Here is a 19,793-nt window from a genome sequence, read left to right as displayed (position 1 = left end):
CCTCATTTTCGGAAAACATTTAGATAGCCCTACATACCCGGGAACAGCACACCATTTCCTGGCGCTTCGCGATCCAGATGGATGAAGTTCAGATGGCGTTCATACTGGTCGAGAATATCGGTAATCACCTGCTCTTTGCTGTAGTCCATCAGGTCATTGCCCTGACTGCCTTCCAGCAAGAAGGTCTCCAGTCGGTAATAGGTCGATTTCCCGCTGCGCGCGCGATAAGTAAAGCCCGGAATCGCATACTGCTGCGGCCAGATTTGGTAGATAAAGTTACGTTCATCGCCCATATGCACCCGTAAATCGAGGTGTCCCAGACTTTCGCCTTCTACAGGCGGCACACTTTTCAGTTCGACATGCGCGCCACGCAGTGTTAACTCCTGTGCGACCTCTTCCATTGCCGGGAAGCACACGTTCTCCATCATCTCGCGGGTATAGCGCGTACCGGGATAATTCATCAGCCGTGACAGGCGTTTTTTCCAGCTCAACCGGTCCTGCACGCCCATGGGTCGCGGCGCGGTATTCCGGTTAGCGCTCTCGCGGCGATAATCTTCCACCTTCAGCGACTTATATAATCCCGCCATAATAAAGAAAATGACAAAGCTGAACGGCAGTCCCATGATCACCGTCGTGTTCTGCAAGGCTGAAATTCCGTTCGTCATCAACATTCCCAGCGTCAGCAAACCGATCGCTACCGACCAGAAGACACGCAGCCATGACGGGGCATCGCTGTTGATATCTTTCAGTTTCGAGGTGAAATTCCCCAGCACCAGCGCGCCGGAATCTGCTGACGTGACATAAAACAGCAGGCCCGTGATGGTGGCCACCGAAGCGCTGAAAGTAAACGCCGGATACTGCGCCAGCAGGCTGTAGAATCCGCGTTCCGGATGCGCCATTGCCTCCTGAGCAAAGCCCGCATCGCCGTGGATGATTTCATACAGCGCGCTGTTGCCGAACACCGACAACCACAGCAGGGTAAAGGTGAACGGAATAATCAGCGTACCGAAGACAAACTGACGGATGGTACGTCCGCGTGAGATTCGCGCAAGGAACAGGCCGACAAACGGCGACCAGGCCACCCACCACGCCCAGAAAAACAACGTCCAGTTATTCATCCACTCGACCGGACGATCGAAGGCAAAGCTGTTGAGCGTCATGCCCATAAAGCGATTCACATAGTCGCCCACGTTCAGCACCAGCGCATTGAGCAGGAATGAGGTGTCGCCCATAAACAGGACAAAGAGGATAAGTCCCAGCGCCAGCAGAACGTTAAGTTCTGAAAGCACGCGGATGCCCTTATCCACCCCGGATGTGACCGAAATCGTGGCAATCACCACCGACAGCACAATCAACGCCGCTTTTGCCGCCATCGAGTCCGGAATATCAAACAACACACTCAGGCCATAGTTGAGCTGAACCACACCAATTCCCAGCGTCGTGGCGATACCAAAAATGGTGCCGATGACGGCGGCAATATCGACGCTATGCCCAATCGGCCCGTTAATGCGTTTACCGAAGATGGGATAGAGCGCGGAACGGATGGTCAGCGGCAGATTATAACGGTAGCTAAAGTATCCCAGCGCCATGCCCATCAGGGCATACATCGACCAGCCGGTCAGGCCGTAGTGGAAGAGCGTCCAGACCATCGACTGACGCGCCGCTTCAATCGTCTGCCCTGCCCCTTCCGGCGGCTGCATATATTGCGTTACCGGCTCCGCCACGGAGAAGAACATCAGGTCGATACCGATCCCGGCGGCGAACAGCATGGCCGCCCAACTGAGCAGGCTAAACTCCGGTTTCGACTGCTCCGGCCCGAGCTTGACCGAGCCAAAACGCGAACAGGCGATGAAAACAACAAAGACGATGTACAGCGTGGCCGCCAGCAAATAGTACCAGCCAAACGTTTTTGAAACCCAGTTCAACGTCCGGCCAATCCAGACGGCGGAGAAATCACTAAAAAAGATGGTGGTCAGGGAAAACAACAAAATCAGCCCGGCGGACGTGTAGAAAACCACCGGATTGATTTTGTCCTTTTCTCTGCTCTGTGGAAGGTCTGACATCCAGTATCCTCACATTTTCTGTAACTATTAAAAATCAAATTCGCAACAATTAAGACACATTTTATATTGAACGTCCAATCAAAAACCGCTTTAATGGTTAAACAAAACTGATGAATGGAGTCCCAAAATGCCCAAACTGGGGATGCAGCCGATACGGCAGCGGCAGCTCATTGACGCCACGCTGGAAGCGATAAATGAAGTCGGGATGCACGATGCGACGATTGCGCAAATCGCCCGTCGCGCCGGGGTTTCAACCGGGATCATTAGCCATTACTTTAAGGATAAGAATGGATTGCTGGAGGCGACGATGCGCGACATCACCAGCCAGCTGCGTCATGCCGTTTTGCATCGACTCCATGCGCTACCGGGGGCGCGCGCAGAACTACGATTGCGCGCCATCGTGGCGGGAAACTTTGACGAGACCCAGATAAGCCATGCCGCAATGAAAGCCTGGCTGGCGTTCTGGGCCAGCAGCATGCACCAGCCGATGCTGTACCGCCTGCAACAGGTCGCCAGCAAACGCCTGCTGTCAAACATCGTTGCCGAATTTAGACGCGAACTGCCGCGTGAACAGGCGCAGCAGGCGGGTTACGGATTAGCGGCGCTGATAGACGGGCTGTGGCTGCGTGCCGCGCTGAGCGGTAAACCGTTCAACCTCAGTCTCGCCCAGGCGCTGACCACCCATTTCATCAGTCAGCACTTACCAAAAAGTCGCTGACTCACCGAGGAGAATACATGTCCCGAATGGCAGAACAACAGCTTTACATTGATGGTGGCTATACCGCCGCCACCAGCGGTCGGACGTTTGAGACGATCAACCCTGCCAATGGCGAGGTCCTTGCCACCGTACAGGCCGCAGGGCGCGAGGATGTCGACCGCGCGGTGAAAAGCGCTCAGCGTGGACAAAAAATCTGGGCGGCGATGACCGCGATGGAACGCTCGCGCATTCTGCGTCGTGCCGTGGAGATTCTGCGCGAACGCAATGATGAGCTGGCAAAACTGGAAACGCTGGATACCGGCAAACCGTTCAGCGAAACCGCCAGCGTCGATATTGTGACCGGCGCAGATGTCCTGGAATACTACGCCGGGCTGATCCCCGCGCTGGAAGGCAGCCAAATCCCCCTGCGCGAAACCGCCTTCGTTTATACCCGACGCGAGCCGTTAGGCGTCGTCGCCGGGATTGGCGCATGGAACTACCCGATTCAAATCGCGCTGTGGAAATCTGCGCCAGCGCTGGCAGCAGGCAACGCGATGATCTTCAAACCCAGCGAAGTCACTCCGCTGACCGCCCTGAAGCTGGCGGAAATCTACAGCGAAGCCGGTTTGCCGGACGGTGTCTTTAATGTCCTGCCGGGTGAAGGGGCGGAAACGGGCCACTATCTGACTGAACATCCGGGCATCGCCAAAGTCTCCTTCACCGGCGGCGTCGCCAGCGGTAAAAAAGTGATGGCGAACTCTGCCGCCTCCTCGCTGAAAGCGGTGACGATGGAACTGGGCGGTAAATCGCCGCTGATCGTTTTCGAGGATGCCAACGTTAATCTCGCCGCCGATATCGCGATGATGGCGAATTTCTACAGCTCCGGCCAGGTCTGTACCAACGGGACGCGCGTGTTTATTCCGGCGCGGATGAAAAGCGCGTTCGAGCAAACCATTCTGTCTCGCGTGGCGCGGATCCGCGCAGGCGATTTGTTTGATCCCGCCACCAATTTTGGCCCGCTGGTCAGCTTCCCGCATCGCGAAAATGTCCTGCGCTATATCGAAAGCGGTAAAAACGAAGGCGCAACGCTGCTTTGCGGTGGCGATGTGCTAAAGGGCAGCGCGTTTGACCACGGTGCCTGGGTTGCCCCGACGGTGTTCACCGACTGCCACGATGAGATGACCATCGTGTGCGAGGAAATCTTCGGCCCGGTGATGGCAATCCTCACTTACGAGAGCGAAGACGAGGTCATTCGTCGCGCCAACAACACCGATTACGGTCTGGCGGCGGGCGTCGTCACCCAGGATCTCAACCGCGCACATCGCGTCATTCACCAGCTTGAAGCCGGGATCTGCTGGATCAACACCTGGGGCGAATCCCCCGCAGAAATGCCGGTTGGCGGCTACAAGCATTCCGGCATCGGGCGTGAAAACGGCGTGATGACGCTGCAAAGCTATACCCAGGTGAAATCCATCCAGCTCGAGATGGCGCCCTTCCAGTCTGTATTTTAAGCAGGAGGTTTCATTGCATTTTGACTACATCATTATTGGTGCCGGTTCTGCCGGCAACGTACTGGCAACACGACTGACAGAAGACAGCGATACCACCGTTCTGCTTTTGGAAGCAGGCGGTCCGGATTACCGTGCGGATTTCCGCACCCAGATGCCAGCGGCGCTGGCCTTTCCGTTGCAGGGAAGGCGCTATAACTGGGCGTATGAGACCGAACCTGAACCGCATATGAACTACCGCCGTATGGAGTGTGGACGCGGCAAAGGGCTGGGCGGTTCGTCGCTGATTAACGGCATGTGCTACATCCGTGGCAACGCCCTGGATCTCGACCACTGGGCGGAAGAACCCGGACTTGAGCACTGGAGCTATCTCAACTGCCTGCCCTATTACCGCAAGGCGGAAACCCGCGATGTGGGGGCGAATGACTATCACGGCGGCGATGGCCCGGTCAGCGTGACCACCTCAAAACCGGGGGTAAACCCGCTGTTCGCAGCGATAATCGAAGCGGGTGTGCAGGCGGGTTACCCGCGAACCGATGACCTGAATGGCTATCAACAGGAAGGCTTTGGTCCGATGGACCGCACCGTCACGCCACAGGGGCGTCGCGCCAGCACCGCCCGTGGTTATCTGGATCAGGCGAAAAAACGCCCGAACCTCACCATCGTGACCCATGCCCTGACCGACCACATCCTCTTTGACGGTAAAAAAGCGATCGGTGTGGAGTGGCTCGAAGGCGACAGTACCCTCCCCGTCAGCGCGACGGCCCAAAAAGAAGTGTTGCTGTGCGCGGGCGCCATTGCCTCGCCGCAGATCCTGCAACGCTCCGGCGTGGGTGATGCCGCGCTGTTAAAAGCGCATGCCATTCCGCTGGTTCACCATCTGCCAGGTGTCGGTGAAAACTTGCAGGATCATCTGGAAATGTACCTCCAGTATGCGTGTAAAGAACCGGTCTCTCTCTACCCTGCCCTGCAATGGTGGAACCAGCCAAAGATCGGCGCCGAATGGCTGTTTAGCGGGACTGGCGTTGGGGCCAGCAACCATTTTGAAGCGGGCGGATTTATTCGCAGCCGCGAAGAATTTGGCTGGCCGAACATTCAGTACCATTTCCTGCCGGTGGCGATTAACTACAACGGTTCGAACGCGGTGAAAGAGCACGGTTTTCAGTGCCACGTTGGCTCGATGCGTTCGCCGAGTCGTGGTCATGTGCAGATAAAATCGCGCGATCCGCGCGAGCATCCGGCGATTCTGTTTAACTACATGTCAACGGAGCAGGACTGGCAGGAATTCCGCGATGCGATTCGCCTTACCCGTGAAATCATCAACCAGCCAGCGCTGGATAAATTCCGTGGACGGGAGATAAGCCCCGGCATTGACTGCCAGAGCGACGAACAGCTGGATGCGTTTGTACGTAACCACGCGGAAACGGCGTTCCACCCCTGCGGCACCTGTAAAATGGGCTTTGATGAGATGGCGGTGGTTGATGGTGAAGGCAAGGTGCACGGCGTGGAAAACCTGCGCGTGGTGGATGCGTCGATCATGCCGCAAATTATCACCGGCAATCTGAATGCAACGACCATCATGATTGGCGAGAAAATCGCCGATGCCATTCGCGGTCGTGCGCCGCTGGCAAAAAGCACCGCGCGCTATTACGTGGCGGGCGATGCGCCGGTACGCAAACCGGCACAGCGCTAAAGTGATTTCCGCTCTGGTAACAGAGCGGAATGTCGCTTATCGCTACCGACACTGCGCCAGCGTTTGCCGCTGCTGACCGTGTTCGTCAAAATTCTCCGGCGCTAACCAGCGCTGCATTGCGCGGTCACATTCAGGCCACTCACCATCAATCATCGACAACCAGTCGCTGTCCCGATTGCGGCCTTTGCGGACAATTTTCTGGCGAAAACGGCCTTCAAACACAAATCCTAACCGCTCAGCCGCCCGACGCGACGCCAGGTTCAGAGAGTCACATTTCCACTCCACGCGGCGATAGCCCAGCGCAAACGCATACCGCAACAGGAGCCAGACGGCTTCCGTGCCCAGTACGCTATTTTTCATCCGCGGCGACCAGGTGACATGGCCGATTTCGACGCTGCCATGCTCGCGTTCGATAGCCATAAAGCAGACCAGTCCCACCGCACGTTCAGCGCGTGTATCCACGACGGTGAAAGGCACCAGCGCGTCATCGTTCGCTTTCCCGCAAAGCCAGTGGAACGTCGCCGCAACGCTGTCGGGGCGACTGCTCGCCAGCCACGTCCAGTCCCGCTCGTCGTCTGCCTGCGCATAGGCATCGAACAGATCTCCGGCATGACGTTCCGGGTCAAGCGGCTCAAGACGACACCAGCGGCCTTCCAGCACGGTTCGTTCCAGAACCGACGCGCCATGCCAGTCCGGCAGCGCGTCGCCAACCGTCTGACCATACTGATTAATTTCCGGCACAGCTCACTCCTTACGCAACGGTAAAATCTGGTTATAGCAGTTCCCGATTCGTCTTCAAAGCGCCACCTTCAGATTTCTTCTGCCGCTGCGGATCTCCGCATCGCTTCTATACTGAAAGCAAATCATCCGGGAAACGAACGCCATGCCACTACCCGATTTTCACGTCTCGACACCGTACACCCTCGGCATTGAACTGGAAATGCAGGTGGTGAATCCACCGGGTTATGACCTGAGTCAGGACTCTTCGACGCTGATTGCTGCGGTGAAAGATCGGGTGAGCGCCGGAGAGGTGAAGCACGATATCACCGAAAGCATGCTGGAGATGGCCACCGACGTCTGCCACAACATCGATCAGGCCGCCGCGCAGTTTTCCGCCATGCAGCAGGTGATCCTACAGGCGGCGGCTGAGCATCACCTCGAAATTTGCGGCGGCGGCACCCATCCGTTTCAGAAATGGCAGCGCCAGCAGGTCTGCGACAACGAGCGCTATCAGCGCACGCTGGAAAGGTTTGGCTACCTCATCCAGCAGGCCACGGTGTTTGGGCAGCACGTCCACGTCGGCTGTTCCAGCGGAGATGACGCCATTTATCTGCTGCACGGGCTGTCGCGCTTTGTCCCCCACTTTATCGCGCTCTCAGCGGCTTCGCCCTATATGCAGGGCTCTGACACCCGCTTTGCCTCGTCACGCCTGAACATCTTCTCCGGTTTTCCCGATAACGGCCCGATGCCGTGGGTCAGCAACTGGCAGGAATTTGAGGGGTTATTCCGTCGGCTCAGCTATACGAGCATGATCGACAGCATTAAGGATTTGCACTGGGATATTCGTCCCAGCCCACATTTTGGTACCGTCGAAGTGCGGGTGATGGATACGCCGCTGACCCTGTCGCATGCGGTAAATATCGCCGGATTAATCCAGGCCACCGCGCACTGGCTGCTGACCGAGCGTCCGTTTAAGCATCAGGAGCGAGATTACCTGCTGTATAAATTCAACCGCTTTCAGGCCTGCCGCTATGGGCTGGAAGGTATTCTGACCGATGTGCATACCGGCGATCGCCATCCGTTGTCAGACGATACCCTGCGCCTGCTGGAAAACGTGGCGCCATCGGCGGATAAAGTGGGTGCGGCCAGCGCCATCGAGGCCTTAACCCGTCAGGTGAAAAACGGCCTCAATGAAGCGCAGACAATGCGAGAGTTTGTCAGCGAGGGCGGTTCGCTCATCGGGCTGGTGAAAAAACATGGTGAGATCTGGGCGGGGTAAGCGGAGCGGGTTTGCGTTAGCGGAGAAGATCCCGGACAATGGCTTTTTTAACTCAAGTTTAACAATGCCATGAAACACCCGCTTGAATCCCTGATGACCGCCGCCGGTATTTTACTGCTGGCTTTTCTCTCTTGCCTGCTGCTTCCGGCGCCGTCGCTGGGACTGGTGCTGGCGCAAAAGCTGGTTGCGACCTTCCATCTGATGGACCTCAACCAGCTTTATACGCTGCTGTTCTGTCTGTGGTTCTTAGCGCTTGGCGCTGTCGAATATTTCGTGATTCGCTACGTCTGGCGTCGCTGGTTTTCGCTGGCCCATCAGGGCCGTTAAATCCCCGCATGCCGAAGAGGATCAGTGCGCCCGGCTGTGGTTTTCTTTGCGGTAGGCACCCGGCGGCTGGTTAAACGTGCGAGTAAAAATACGGGTAAAGGTCTGCTGCGAGTCAAAGCCGTAGCGCAGACAAATCTCATACACTTTTTCGTCGGATTCGCGCAGATCCCGCGCCGCCAGCAGCAGTTTACGCTCGCGAATGTAGCGCCCCAGGCTCTCCCCTTTGTACTGCAAAAACAGGCGCTGCAAGTGCCATTTGGAGTAACCCGCATGGCGGGCGATCTCATCAATACGCAGCGGCTGATTCAAATTATCATCAATCCACTCGACAATGCTGTCGATAACCTGAGCAGAAATGGTCATTCGGAACTCCTCTCCTGCAAATGTGTTGCCTGATCCCACCATGTGGTGAACCGTTGCGCTGGATCGTCCAGCTTCACCGGTTCCCCCTGCATCGGGGTGAGCAGACGGTACGCTTTATTTCGACTGGCCAGCGCCAGCCGTTTGTAAGGGTCATCCCAGCTATGCTTTGCCAACACAAAGCGTCCGGCATGACCGGGCAATATCGCTTTTGCCCGCAAATCCAGAGCGGCCTGCGCGGTCTCTTCCGGCATCATGTGAATGTATTTCCAGTCCTGGTCGTATTGGCCGTTCTCCATGATGGCGAGATCGATGCCGCCAAACTGTTCGCCAATTGCCCTGAAATGCGGGCCATAGCCCGAGTCGCCGCTGTAATAAATTTTCTGTTCCGGTGTTTCAAACAGAAAACTGGCCCACAGCGTCTGGTTGCGCTTGATACCGCGCCCGGAAAAGTGCCGCGCGGGCAGCACGTGAACCATCAGTGAATCGTCAACTCTGACAGACTGATTCCAGTCACGCTCTTCAATCACATCGCCATTCATTCCCCAGTAACGCAGATGCGAGCCAACGCCCAGCGGCGTGAGCACGCGTTTAACCTTCGGCATTAACGCGGTGATGGTGGCGTAATCCAGATGGTCATAGTGATCGTGCGAAATGATCAGCAGGTCTATCTCTGGCATCGCTTGTGCCGTCCACGGATACTCACCGGCGAACGCTTTGTTGAGGAATGAAAACGGTGCGGCGTAGCTGCTGAAGACCGGGTCGATAAGAATACGTTTGCCGCCCAGTTGCAGATACCACGAGGAGTGCCCCAGCCAGATCAGGGTATTTTGCTCCACCGGCAGGCTGGCAAGATCGGTGGCAACCAGCGGTAATGGCTGAGCAGGCCGCGCATTTTCACGCTTCGCGACCAGAAACTCCCACCATGCCGCGAGCATACTTTTGTTTCCGGTATAGCCCGGCGTTGGCACCTGGTTATGAAATTGCCCATCACGGTAGTTCACAGATTGCTCTACCTGACTAAGCTGAGCGCCCTGCGGCGCCTGGCCGAAGCCCGCATTGAGGATAAACGGTAACGTTGCTGCACTGGCAATGAGCATAATAACGACCACACAAACGGAGAGAGGCTTCATATCCTGACCTGTAAAACGCGCTCCTGTCCGATGGTTTGCGCGGCTGACTCTTGATTATGAGTGAGTAAGCACTCATTATAGAAATCGGAAGTTTCGCGTCAAGATGATTTTCAATCTTTGACATTCACCGTTGCGGCGCTACAAAGGCCGTGTTTCAATCACCTTTTTAAACAATCATAAGGGTAAAGTGTAGTGGCTCGTCCGAAGAGTGAAGACAAAAAACAGGCATTACTGGAAGCGGCAACCACGGCAATTGCGCAATCCGGGATCGCAGCATCTACCGCTGTGATAGCCCGCAACGCAGGCGTGGCAGAGGGAACGTTGTTTCGCTATTTCGCGACAAAAGACGAGTTAATCAACGAACTTTATCTTCATCTTAAACAAAGCCTTTGCCAGTCGCTGATCGAGCACCTCGATCGTTCACTGACGGATACCAAAGTGCTGACCTTTTACATCTGGAGCAGCTATATCAGTTGGGGTCTCAACCATACGCAGGGACATCGCGCCATTCGCCAACTGGCGGTCAGTGAAAAAATAACCAAAGAGACGGAACAAAAAGCCGACGATCTGTTTCCTGAGCTACGCGATCTTTGCCACCGTTCGGTGCTGCCAGTCTTTATGTCCGATGAGTATCGCGCCTTCGGCGATGCGCTGTTTTTAACGCTGGCAGAAACAACAATGGAATTTGCCGCTCGCGAACCGGGTCGCGCCAGCGAATTTATCTCCCTGGGCTTTGAAGCGATGTGGCGCGCCCTCACCCGTGAGGAAGCATAATGGATGAAAAAACGCTGTATGAGTCCGCAAGCCGTCTGGCGCTGGCGTTTCCGTTTACCGAGCACTGCTGGCCGTTCGGGCCGGAGTACGACGTGTTTAAAGTCGGCGGTAAGATTTTTATGATCGTTACCGAATTTAACCGCCGCGCGGTGATTAACCTGAAAGCCGATCCGGAAAAATCGCTGCTAAATCAGCAAATTTACCCGAGCATTACCCCCGGTTACCATATGAACAAAAAGCACTGGATTTCCGTCGCCCCCGGCGATGACATCAGTGAGTCATTACTGGAAGAACTGGTCGATGATTCGTGGAATTTAGTGGTCGACGGCCTGGCCAAACGCGACCAAAAACGCATCCGCCCCACCTGATTGGTCGCGAGAGCCGAAAACTGTTTTCGCATTATCTCTCTTATCATCGTCCGGAGAACCTTGTACCCTGCGGGTATTAAAACCAATCGGGAGTAGTTATGGATATCGTTTCAGTAGCCTTAAAGCGTCACTCCACCAAGGCATTCGACCCAAATAAAAAGCTGACCGCTGAAGAAGCAGAAAAAATCAAAACGCTGCTGCAGTACAGCCCGTCCAGCACTAACTCTCAGCCGTGGCACTTTATTGTTGCCAGCACAGAGGAAGGCAAAGCGCGCGTGGCGAAATCCGCCACCGGCAGCTATGTCTTCAACGAGCGTAAAATGCTCGATGCCTCGCATGTTGTGGTGTTCTGCGCCAAAACGGCGATGGACGATGCGTGGCTGGAGCGCGTGGTCGATCAGGAAGAGGCTGATGGTCGTTTTGCCTCTGCCGACGCGAAAGCCGCCAACCATAAAGGTCGTACTTTCTTCGCCGACATGCACCGGAAAGATTTGAAAGATGACGCGCACTGGATGGCAAAACAGGTTTATCTGAACGTCGGTAACTTCCTGTTAGGCGTTGGCGCGCTGGGTCTGGACGCGGTACCGATCGAAGGGTTCGACGCCGCCATTCTCGACGCGGAATTTGGCCTGAAAGAAAAAGGCTTCACCAGTGTGGTCGTGGTTCCTGTGGGCCATCATAGCGTCGAAGATTTCAACGCGTCGCTGCCAAAATCTCGCCTGCCGCTGGAAACCACGCTGACAGAGGTGTAATTCACCCGTCGTCCCTCCGTTTGCATAATTTCGCCTCAGCGGTCATCATTGACCGCTGTTTTATAAAGGAGAGGTTATGCAGGAATTAATTACCCAGGTTGAAGATTTAGCGGGTATTGAGATGAATCACACCACCTCGCTGGTGATGATTTTTGGTATTATTTTTCTCACTGCTGTCGTTGTGCATATTATTTTGCACTGGGTGGTACTGCGCACATTCGAAAAACGCGCCACTGCCAGTTCCCGCCTGTGGCTGCAAATTATTACCCAGAACAAGTTATTCCATCGTCTGGCGTTTACCCTGCAGGGGATTATCGTCAATATTCAGGCGGCGCTATGGCTGCAAAAAGGCAGTGAAGCGGCAGGTATTCTGACCACCTGTGCGCAGTTGTGGATCATGATGTATGCCCTGCTGTCGCTGTTTTCATTACTGGATGTCATCTTAAATCTGGCGCAAAAATTACCGGCAGCCTCTCAGCTTCCGCTCAAAGGCATATTTCAGGGCGTTAAACTGATCAGCGCGATTATCGTTGGCATTCTGGTGATCTCGCTGTTAATGGGGCAATCCCCGGCGATTCTGATTAGCGGCCTGGGCGCGATGGCGGCCGTGCTGATGTTGGTATTTAAAGACCCGATTCTGGGGCTGGTTGCCGGCATTCAACTTTCCGCCAACGACATGCTGAAACTGGGCGACTGGCTGGAGATGCCGAAATACGGCGCTGACGGCGCGGTGATTGACATTGGCCTGACAACAGTGAAAGTCCGCAACTGGGACAATACCATCACCACCATTCCCACCTGGTCACTGGTCTCTGATTCCTTTAAAAACTGGAGCGGTATGTCGGCCTCCGGCGGTCGGCGTATTAAACGCAGCATCAGTATTGACGCCACCAGCATTCATTTTCTGGATGATGATGAAAAGCAGCGCCTGTATAAAGCGCGCCTGCTGAAGCCTTATCTGGTTACGCGCCATCAGGAAATTGATGAATGGAATCAACAACTGGATGCGCCGGAATCGGTATTAAACCATCGACGGATGACCAATATTGGGACGTTCCGCGCCTACCTGAACGAATATTTGCGCAACCATCCGCGTATTCGTAAAGATATGACCTTAATGGTGCGCCAGTTAGCGCCGGACGATCACGGTCTGCCCATCGAGATTTACGCGTTTACCAATACCGTGGTCTGGCTGGAATATGAAAGTATTCAGGCCGATATTTTCGACCATATTTTTGCGGTAGTGGAAGAGTTCGGCTTACGTATTCACCAGTCGCCCACCGGCAATGATATTCGCTCGCTGGCAGGAACCTTCAGCCAATAAATCAGGTACTGGCGCGCGAAATAAAGCGCCAGTCCATCATGACCCTTTCCGTTGGCGCATCCGGATTATCAATTTTGTTGAGCAGTAAGGTGACCGCTTTGCGGCCAATCTCCCGCGACGGCTGTTCAATGGTCGTGAGTGACACCATCTCAGACAGTTCGGTACCGTCGAACCCCACCACGGCGATATCCTGCGGTACACGGAGTCCCGCCTGCTCAATGGCGCGCAGCGCCCCTGCCGCCAGCGTATCGGAAACGGCAAACACCGCATCTGGCGGGTTCTCTTTCAGTAGCGTTTGCATCGCCGCCATTCCGGCCGCTGAGCTGAGGTCGCTGGCATATTCCACCACCTGATAATCCAGATCGCGCAGATGAATCACGCTCTTGTAACCGCGCTCGCGCAAACGGGCATATTTGTAGCTTAAGTCGTGGTTAATCAAGGCAATCCGCGTACGCCCGCTATCGGCGAGCTGACTCACCACATACTGCGACGCATCCACATCGTTGATCCCGACACAGGAAACGGTTCCCGCATCGGCATACTCCGCACACTGAACCCAGGCGGCGCTGCCGATTAACTCGGCAAGTTCCGGCAGTCGGGAGAAGGCGTCCATGGTGATAATGCCGTCGACGATTTTCCCCGACAGCAGGCTTAACCCTGAGCGGGAACGATCGATGTCAGAACCTGAATTGCACAGCAGGATACGGTAGCCGTTTTTCTCGGCCTCCGCTTCAATGCCCTTGACCACCTCCGCGCAGAACGGGTTGGCGATGTTGGACACCATCACCAGAATCATGTGGCTACGCGCGGTGCGAAGTTGACGTGCCAGCAGATTGGGCTGGTAGTTACTCTCCTTGATTGCCTGCAAAACCCGCTCACGGTTTTTCGCTTTCACGCTGTCGCTGTTGTTCAACACGCGCGACACCGTCGCCACCGAAACCCCGGCCAACTGAGCGATTTTCTGAATAGACATAACGACGACACATCCTGCGGTTAGCGTTTTATGCAGGCTATCATAAATTTGTTGCCCGGCGAACCGGGCAACGCGTCATCGCTCAATGCGTACCCAGCGCTGCTGCTGATGACTTTTCACTATCGCATCAATGATATACATCACATCCGCACCGTCGTGGAAGGTCGCAAATTGCGGAGTTTTCGCCATTTCGCCAGCCTGAACGGCACGGTAGAACTGCGCCATCATATTTTTGAAGGCATCGGGCCAGCCTTCAATATGTCCGCCGGGAAAATGGGCGCTGTCGGCAACATCGCGGTTCATCAGTGCAGGATCATCGGTCAGGATCTGATTCGCCTGCGCGCGATGCCCCACCCACAACTGCTGCGGCACCTCCTGATCCCACGCCACGGACTGTTCGCTGCCGTTGATTTCAAATGTCAGGCCATTTTTCCGCCCGGCGCTCACCTGTGAGACGCGAAAACTGCCCTTGCTGCCATCGTCAAAGCGAAACAGCACCGAACCGAAATCCTCCGTGTTCACCGGTTTATCGTCATACCGGGCGTTCGGGTCATGAACAAAGGTCTGGTTACCCGCAACATTCGCCTTGCGCGTCGGCCAGACAATCGCGAGATCGGCCATCACCTCCGTGATGCGTCGTCCGGTAACAAACTGCACCGTGTCGCACCAGTGGGGTCCAATATCCGCCACGGCACGCGACGCCCCGCCAAGCGCCGCTTCCACCCGCCAGTTGTAGTCGGTTTCCAGCAACATCCAGTCCTGCAGATAGCTGCCATGAGTAGCAAACAGTCGCCCGATGCTTCCTGCGTGCATCATGCTGGCCGCCTGACGCACCATGGCAAACTGGCGATAAACAAAGCTGACGCCATGTACCACACCGGCCTCTTCCGCCAGCGCCACCAGCTCGCGCGCCTCTTCTGGCGTCATGCACAATGGCTTTTCAGAGAAGACATGCTTGCCTGCCTGCACTATCTGCCGGTTGATCTGCGCATGCAGATGGTTCGGCGTGCAGTTATGCACCACCTGCAGATTCGGATGCGCGAGCAGTTCCTCAACGCTGCCGTAGGCATACGGCACGTTCAGCGCCTGCGCTTTTTCCTGCGCCTGAGAAAGGCTCCCGTCGCACAGCGCCACCACCTGCACAAACCCGAGCCGACGCAGCGCGTCGATATGCGCAGGACCGATAAATCCGCTGCCAATAATACCGACGTTAATCACTGGCGCCTCCGGCGGCAAAATCATCAAACGCCCGTCCGGAGACCGGAATGATATGGCGGCGGATAAATTCGCTGCCTTCGCGGGCCCCGGTTTCACCGTCTTTCAGGCAACATTCCCACTCCAGCACCGCCCAACCGTCAAAGTCATACTGCGTCAGTTTGCTGAAAATACCGTTGAAGTCGATCTGCCCGTCGCCCAGCGAACGGAAGCGCCCTGCACGGTTGATCCACGACTGATAGCCGCCGTATACCCCGCTGCGTCCGTTCGCCCGGAACTCCGCATCCTTCACATGGAACGCTTTGATACGCGCGTGGTAGATGTCGATAAAGGCCAGGTAATCCATCTGCTGCAACAGCATATGACTGGGATCATAAAGAATGTTGCAGCGCGGGTGGTTGTCCAGAAGGTGTAAGAAACGCTCGAACGTGACGCCATCGTGCAAATCTTCCCCAGGATGTAGCTCAAAACAGACGTCCACCCCGTGTGCATCGAAGGTATCCAGAATCGGTCGCCAGCGGTTTGCCAGTTCACTGAATGCGTCCTGAAAACGCGCTTCATTGTGCGGCGGCCACGGGTAGAAAAACGGCCAGGCCAGCGAACCAGAAAACGTGGCATGTGCGCGTAGCCCCAGCTTTGCCGACGCCGCGGCCGCCTGTTTCAGCTTTTCCGTAGCCCACGCCCGACGCGCCACATCGTTACCGCGCACTGCCTCTGGCGCAAAGTGGTCAAAGGCATCGCTGTAGACCGGGTTTACCGCTATCAGTTGCCCTTCCAGATGGGTCGACAGTTCGCTGATGACTATCCCGTGTTCCGCCAGCTTACCGTTGATGTCATCGCAATAGGCCTGACTCTGCGCCGCGGTTGCCAGATCGAAAATCTGCGGCTGATGGCAGGGGATCTGTACCGCGCAATAACCTTTGCCCGCCGCCCAACCTGCCAGCCCTTCCAGCGAATTAAACGGCGCTTGTTCCCCGATAAACTGCGACAGAAAAATACCCGGTCCTTTAATCGTCCTCATACCACCTCCAGAAAATTACGCCTTGTCATCGTCATACTTAAACGAGAACAGGAAAATCAGGGCAATCACCGCGGCCGCCACCGCCGGGATCCACCAGAATGTCACCCATGCCTGCGGCACGGTTTGTCCGGCCACCAACCGGTTATACAGCGCTCCGGAGATCTGCGATCCCAGCAGCATCCCAATACCGTAAGTGAACATGACGATCATGCTCTGCGCCTGGCCTTTTACCTTTTCCCCCGCTACGCGGTCGGTGTAGATAAAGCCGACAACAAAGAAAAAGTCATAGCACACGCCGTGCAGCAGAATGCCGAGATACAGCAGGAAACGCCCCTCTTCACTCACTCCAAGCGCAAAAAACGCATAGCGAACGAACCACGCCAGCATGCCGATCAGCAGCATGTATTTCACGCCCAGACGGCGGAACAATAGTGGGATAACCAGCATGAAGAAGATTTCTGACATCTGCCCGAACGACATCGCGGTACTGACATCCGCAATGTCGGCATCCGCCAGATACGAGGCGGTATAAGCGTAATAAGTGCCGAGCGGTACCGAGATCAACATCGCGCAAAGCGAAAAGATAAAGAAATGGCGCGTTTTGAGCAGTGCAAACGCATCAGCACAGAACAGATCGCGCACCTGTACCGGCAGCCCTTTCGCAGGAGCGGGCGTATGCGGCAGAGTCAGACTATACAACGCCAGCACCACGGAACTGACCGCCGCCACCTGGAAGATGGTAATACTGGACGCCACGCCGGTGACGCCGATAAAAATCCCCGCCACAATCCAGCCTATCGTGCCGAACACGCGCACCACCGGGAAGGTTTTATCGACATTCGTCAGGCTGTGAAACGCGATGTTATTGGTCAGCGCCAGCGTCGGCATATAACACAGCGTATAGCCGAACAGCAGGCCAATCAGCAGCGCCCCGTTCTGGGCAATCAATGCCCCCGGCACAAACCACAGAATCACCGCCCCGGCCAGATGCATCACCGCCATCACCTTTTGCGAGGCGAAGAAGCGATCCACCAGCATACCGAGCACAAACGGTGAAAGGATGGAGGCGATCGGCCCTGCGGAAAACGCATCGCCAATCAGCAAAGACATGTCGTGCTGCGTCATGACCAGACCGAGCGTCACCGACCAGCTTCCCCAGATAAAAAACTGTAAGAACATCATCAGCGACAGTCGGGGGACCAGCAGCCGGTGCTGCCCTATCGCCTTTCCACTACTTTCCGTTGTTGACACCATTTTGAGCCTCGCCTTTAAAAAGTAATCGATTACAAATTGTCATCACGTGAAAAGTAATCGATTACAAAATAAAGATCCTGTGGATCGAAACAGAATTGAGAGAAGGGTCACGATAAAGATCGTCTCATGACCTGATGAACGGATCAGGTTGAGAGTATAGCTATTTGGCTATACACTATTTATAGCCAGGAAGCTATAAGGGACGAACGATGTGGGACGTCGAAACAACAGAACGGTTTGATGAATGGTTCTATCAACAAACCTTGGCATTAAAAGAGGATGTGCTGGCTGCAATGTATATTCTTGCAGAGTATGGCCCACAACTTGGACGTCCCTACGTTGATACAGTGAAAGCGTCAACCTATCCAAATATGAAGGAATTACGCATTCAGCATGCGGGAACACCAATCAGAGCATTCTTTGCTTTTGATCCCAGCCGTAAAGCGATCGTGTTGTGCGCCGGGGATAAAACGGGACGCCTGGAAAAACAATTCTACAAAGAGATGATTAAGCTGGCAGATGCTGAGTTCTGCCAGCATCTGGCGAAGTAAGGAGGCCATATGGCTACGCTGAAAGAACTGATGGCGCAACAGAGCGTGGAAAGTCAGGAGCGCATTGCTACTAAAGTTGAAGAGATGCGCCGTATCGTTGCACTCAACCAGTTGCGCGAAGAGTTGAACATCTCGCAAACCGAACTCGCTGCGGCAATGGGAGTAAAACAGCCCACGGTGGCTAAAATTGAACATCCCGGTAACGACCCTCGACTGTCTACTCTGAAACGCTACGTAGCGGCGCTTGGGGGAGAACTGAGTATTGATGTGACCTTACCTGATGGGAAACGGATAGCTTTTCAGATTTGATGCCCGGCAAGCAAAGCGCCACCGGGCATCAACAGGGTTATTTCTTGCGGGAGAGCTTAAACGCCACAAACAGGAAGATGACCCACACCGGCAGCAGCATGGCTGACAGACGCATATCGTCGATAGTGCACATCAGCACGAGGATCATCGCCAGGAAGGCAATACAGATGTAGTTCCCCGCCGGGTAGAGCAATGCTTTGAACTGGGTGTCGCGCCCTTTGCGACGCATCGCAGCACGAAAACGCAGGTGCGCCAGACAGATCATGATCCAGTTCAGCAGCAGCGTTGCCACCACCAGCGCCATCAGCAAGCCAAAAGCCTCTTTCGGCAGCAGGTAGTTAATCAGCACCACCAGCGAGGTGATAGCACCAGAGAGCAGCAGTGAGTTCACCGGCACACCACGACGGCTGACGCGGGTCAGAAACTTCGGGGCGTTGCCCTGGACTGACAGACCAAACAGCATACGACTGTTGGAATAAACGCCGCTGTTATAAACAGACAGGGATGCCACCAAAATCACGAAGTTCAGTGCTGAAGCCACCACGTTGCTGTTCAGATCGTGGAAAATCATCACGAACGGGCTACTGTCGGATTTCACTTCCACCCACGGATAGAGCGCCAGCAGAACCACCAGCGAACCGATGTAGAACAGCAGAATACGATACACCACCTGATTGACGGCTTTGGGGATGCTTTTATGCGGATCGCGGGCTTCTGCCGCAGTGATCCCGATAAGCTCCAGCCCGCCGAAGGAGAACATAATTACCGCCAGCGACAGGATCAACCCCTTCCAGCCCGTCGCCAGGAAACCACCGTGCTGCCACAGGTTGTCGATGGTCGCCCGCTCGCCGCCGTTACCCGAGAACAGCAGCCACAGACCAAAGCCAATCATGCCGATAATCGCCAGCACTTTAATGAGCGCAAACCAGAATTCGGTTTCGCCATACAGTCGAACGTTCACCAGGTTGACGGCGTTAATGATAATAAAGAAGGCTGCGGCCCAGACCCAGGTGGGAACGTCAGGTAACCAGTACTGCATATAGATGCCGGCGGCCGTCAGTTCAGCCATCCCGACCAGCACAAACATCACCCAGTAGTTCCAGCCTGACAGGAAGCCCGCAAATGGCCCCCAGTATTTATAGGCAAAGTGAGCGAAGGAGCCCGATACCGGCTCTTCGACGACCATTTCGCCGAGCTGGCGCATGATCAGAAAGGCAATAACCCCGGCGATGCCGTAACCCAGCAGTACGGCCGGTCCCGCCATCTGAATCGCCGGGCCGATACCCAGAAACAGCCCAGTACCAATCGCGCCGCCGAGGGCGATTAACTGAATATGTCGATTTTGCAAACCACGTTGCAGCGTCGGAGTCTGTTCCGACGACGCTTCAGAACGGCCATTGCCTGAAGCGGATGACGCGTCTCTCACGTCCTACCCCTGTCTCGTTTTTCGAAGGGGCACGTTTTAACACTTC

20 protein-coding genes are annotated in these 19,793 nt (G+C 55.3%); 11 read left to right on the top strand and 9 right to left on the bottom strand.

What is annotated here, in order from left to right; all coding sequences use genetic code 11:
* Positions 1-29: 29 nt before the first annotated feature.
* Positions 30-2,063: a choline transporter gene (locus tag F384_RS02505; RefSeq protein ID WP_046477186.1), complete on the bottom strand. Its 2,034-nt coding sequence runs from the start codon at positions 2,061-2,063 to the stop codon at positions 30-32.
* A gap of 127 nt (positions 2,064-2,190) precedes the next feature.
* Here F384_RS02505 and betI point away from each other — a divergent pair, with 127 nt between their 5' ends.
* Genes betI through betA form a run of 3 tightly spaced genes read left to right on the top strand, consistent with a single transcriptional unit; the run spans position 2,191 to position 5,961 of the window.
* Positions 2,191-2,781 (top strand): transcriptional regulator BetI, encoded by a 591-nt coding sequence (gene betI, locus F384_RS02500; RefSeq protein ID WP_046477185.1) that lies wholly within the window; start codon positions 2,191-2,193, stop codon positions 2,779-2,781.
* A gap of 17 nt (positions 2,782-2,798) precedes the next feature.
* Positions 2,799-4,271 (top strand): betaine-aldehyde dehydrogenase, encoded by a 1,473-nt coding sequence (gene betB / locus F384_RS02495; RefSeq protein WP_046477182.1) that lies wholly within the window; start codon positions 2,799-2,801, stop codon positions 4,269-4,271.
* A 13-nt stretch (positions 4,272-4,284) separates the two neighbouring features.
* Complete coding sequence (betA, locus tag F384_RS02490; RefSeq protein WP_046477180.1) at positions 4,285-5,961, top strand: choline dehydrogenase; 1,677 nt, start codon at positions 4,285-4,287, stop codon at positions 5,959-5,961.
* A 42-nt stretch (positions 5,962-6,003) separates the two neighbouring features.
* On the opposite strand, the gene F384_RS02485 is transcribed toward betA, so the two are convergent.
* Entirely contained in the window at positions 6,004-6,702 is a 699-nt protein-coding gene (locus F384_RS02485; RefSeq protein WP_046477178.1) for a GNAT family N-acetyltransferase, read from the bottom strand.
* 142 nt (positions 6,703-6,844) lie between these two features.
* Between F384_RS02485 and F384_RS02480 the strand changes: the two genes are divergently transcribed.
* Positions 6,845-7,960, top strand: coding sequence for a YbdK family carboxylate-amine ligase (locus F384_RS02480; RefSeq protein ID WP_046477176.1), 1,116 nt, complete (start codon positions 6,845-6,847; stop codon positions 7,958-7,960).
* Between the two features lie 69 nt (positions 7,961-8,029).
* Entirely contained in the window at positions 8,030-8,287 is a 258-nt protein-coding gene (locus F384_RS02475; protein WP_046477174.1) for a DUF1158 domain-containing protein, read from the top strand.
* A gap of 21 nt (positions 8,288-8,308) precedes the next feature.
* Here the strand turns inward: F384_RS02475 and F384_RS02470 are convergent, their stop codons facing one another.
* Positions 8,309-8,650 (bottom strand): RamA family antibiotic efflux transcriptional regulator, encoded by a 342-nt coding sequence (locus F384_RS02470; protein WP_046477172.1) that lies wholly within the window; start codon positions 8,648-8,650, stop codon positions 8,309-8,311.
* A complete protein-coding gene (locus F384_RS02465) occupies positions 8,647-9,780 on the bottom strand; it encodes an MBL fold metallo-hydrolase (protein ID WP_046477171.1) in 1,134 nt (377 codons plus the stop codon). Before F384_RS02465 ends, F384_RS02470 begins: the two co-directional genes overlap by 4 nt.
* A 192-nt stretch (positions 9,781-9,972) precedes the next feature.
* On the opposite strand from F384_RS02465, the gene F384_RS02460 reads away from it, so the two are divergent.
* The 4 genes from F384_RS02460 (at position 9,973) to F384_RS02445 (ending at position 12,998) form a co-directional block, all read left to right on the top strand.
* Positions 9,973-10,554 (top strand): TetR/AcrR family transcriptional regulator, encoded by a 582-nt coding sequence (locus F384_RS02460; protein ID WP_046477169.1) that lies wholly within the window; start codon positions 9,973-9,975, stop codon positions 10,552-10,554.
* Complete coding sequence (locus tag F384_RS02455) at positions 10,554-10,922, top strand: MmcQ/YjbR family DNA-binding protein (protein WP_046477167.1); 369 nt, start codon at positions 10,554-10,556, stop codon at positions 10,920-10,922. The genes F384_RS02460 and F384_RS02455 overlap by 1 nt, the downstream gene beginning before the upstream one ends.
* A 98-nt stretch (positions 10,923-11,020) precedes the next feature.
* Positions 11,021-11,674, top strand: coding sequence for an oxygen-insensitive NAD(P)H nitroreductase (gene nfsB, locus F384_RS02450; RefSeq protein WP_046477165.1), 654 nt, complete (start codon positions 11,021-11,023; stop codon positions 11,672-11,674).
* Positions 11,675-11,750: 76 nt separating this feature from the next.
* Positions 11,751-12,998, top strand: coding sequence for a mechanosensitive ion channel family protein (locus F384_RS02445; RefSeq protein WP_046477163.1), 1,248 nt, complete (start codon positions 11,751-11,753; stop codon positions 12,996-12,998).
* Position 12,999: 1 nt separating this feature from the next.
* Here F384_RS02445 and F384_RS02440 read toward each other — a convergent pair whose 3' ends face one another.
* From F384_RS02440 to F384_RS02425, 4 genes are all read right to left on the bottom strand, one after another.
* Positions 13,000-13,971 carry a LacI family DNA-binding transcriptional regulator gene (locus F384_RS02440; protein WP_046477162.1) on the bottom strand — a complete coding sequence of 324 codons (972 nt, stop codon included), beginning with the start codon at positions 13,969-13,971 and terminating at the stop codon, positions 13,000-13,002.
* Between the two features lie 75 nt (positions 13,972-14,046).
* The gene (locus tag F384_RS02435) at positions 14,047-15,189 is read right to left on the bottom strand and encodes a Gfo/Idh/MocA family protein (protein WP_046477160.1); all 1,143 of its coding nucleotides are present in this window, start codon (positions 15,187-15,189) and stop codon (positions 14,047-14,049) included.
* A complete protein-coding gene (locus F384_RS02430) occupies positions 15,182-16,207 on the bottom strand; it encodes a sugar phosphate isomerase/epimerase family protein (protein WP_046477158.1) in 1,026 nt (341 codons plus the stop codon). The genes F384_RS02435 and F384_RS02430 overlap by 8 nt, the downstream gene beginning before the upstream one ends.
* Positions 16,208-16,222: 15 nt before the next feature.
* On the bottom strand, positions 16,223-17,461 hold the full coding sequence (locus F384_RS02425) for an MFS transporter (RefSeq protein ID WP_046477157.1): 1,239 nt from the start codon (positions 17,459-17,461) through the stop codon (positions 16,223-16,225).
* A gap of 209 nt (positions 17,462-17,670) precedes the next feature.
* On the opposite strand from F384_RS02425, the gene F384_RS02420 reads away from it, so the two are divergent.
* Both F384_RS02420 and F384_RS02415 read left to right on the top strand, forming a co-directional pair.
* Positions 17,671-18,012: a type II toxin-antitoxin system RelE/ParE family toxin gene (locus F384_RS02420; protein WP_046477155.1), complete on the top strand. Its 342-nt coding sequence runs from the start codon at positions 17,671-17,673 to the stop codon at positions 18,010-18,012.
* 9 nt (positions 18,013-18,021) lie between these two features.
* Positions 18,022-18,321 (top strand): helix-turn-helix domain-containing protein, encoded by a 300-nt coding sequence (locus F384_RS02415; RefSeq protein ID WP_046477154.1) that lies wholly within the window; start codon positions 18,022-18,024, stop codon positions 18,319-18,321.
* Between the two features lie 37 nt (positions 18,322-18,358).
* Here F384_RS02415 and pheP read toward each other — a convergent pair whose 3' ends face one another.
* Positions 18,359-19,747: a phenylalanine transporter gene (gene pheP, locus F384_RS02410; protein WP_046477152.1), complete on the bottom strand. Its 1,389-nt coding sequence runs from the start codon at positions 19,745-19,747 to the stop codon at positions 18,359-18,361.
* Positions 19,748-19,793 lie beyond the last annotated feature (46 nt).

Origin of the sequence: Citrobacter amalonaticus Y19, from assembly GCF_000981805.1 — a bacterium.
Taxonomy (GTDB): domain Bacteria; phylum Pseudomonadota; class Gammaproteobacteria; order Enterobacterales; family Enterobacteriaceae; genus Citrobacter_A; species Citrobacter_A amalonaticus_C.
Note: the sequence above shows the minus strand (reverse complement) of the source record. Positions and strands in the feature narration are given on the sequence as shown.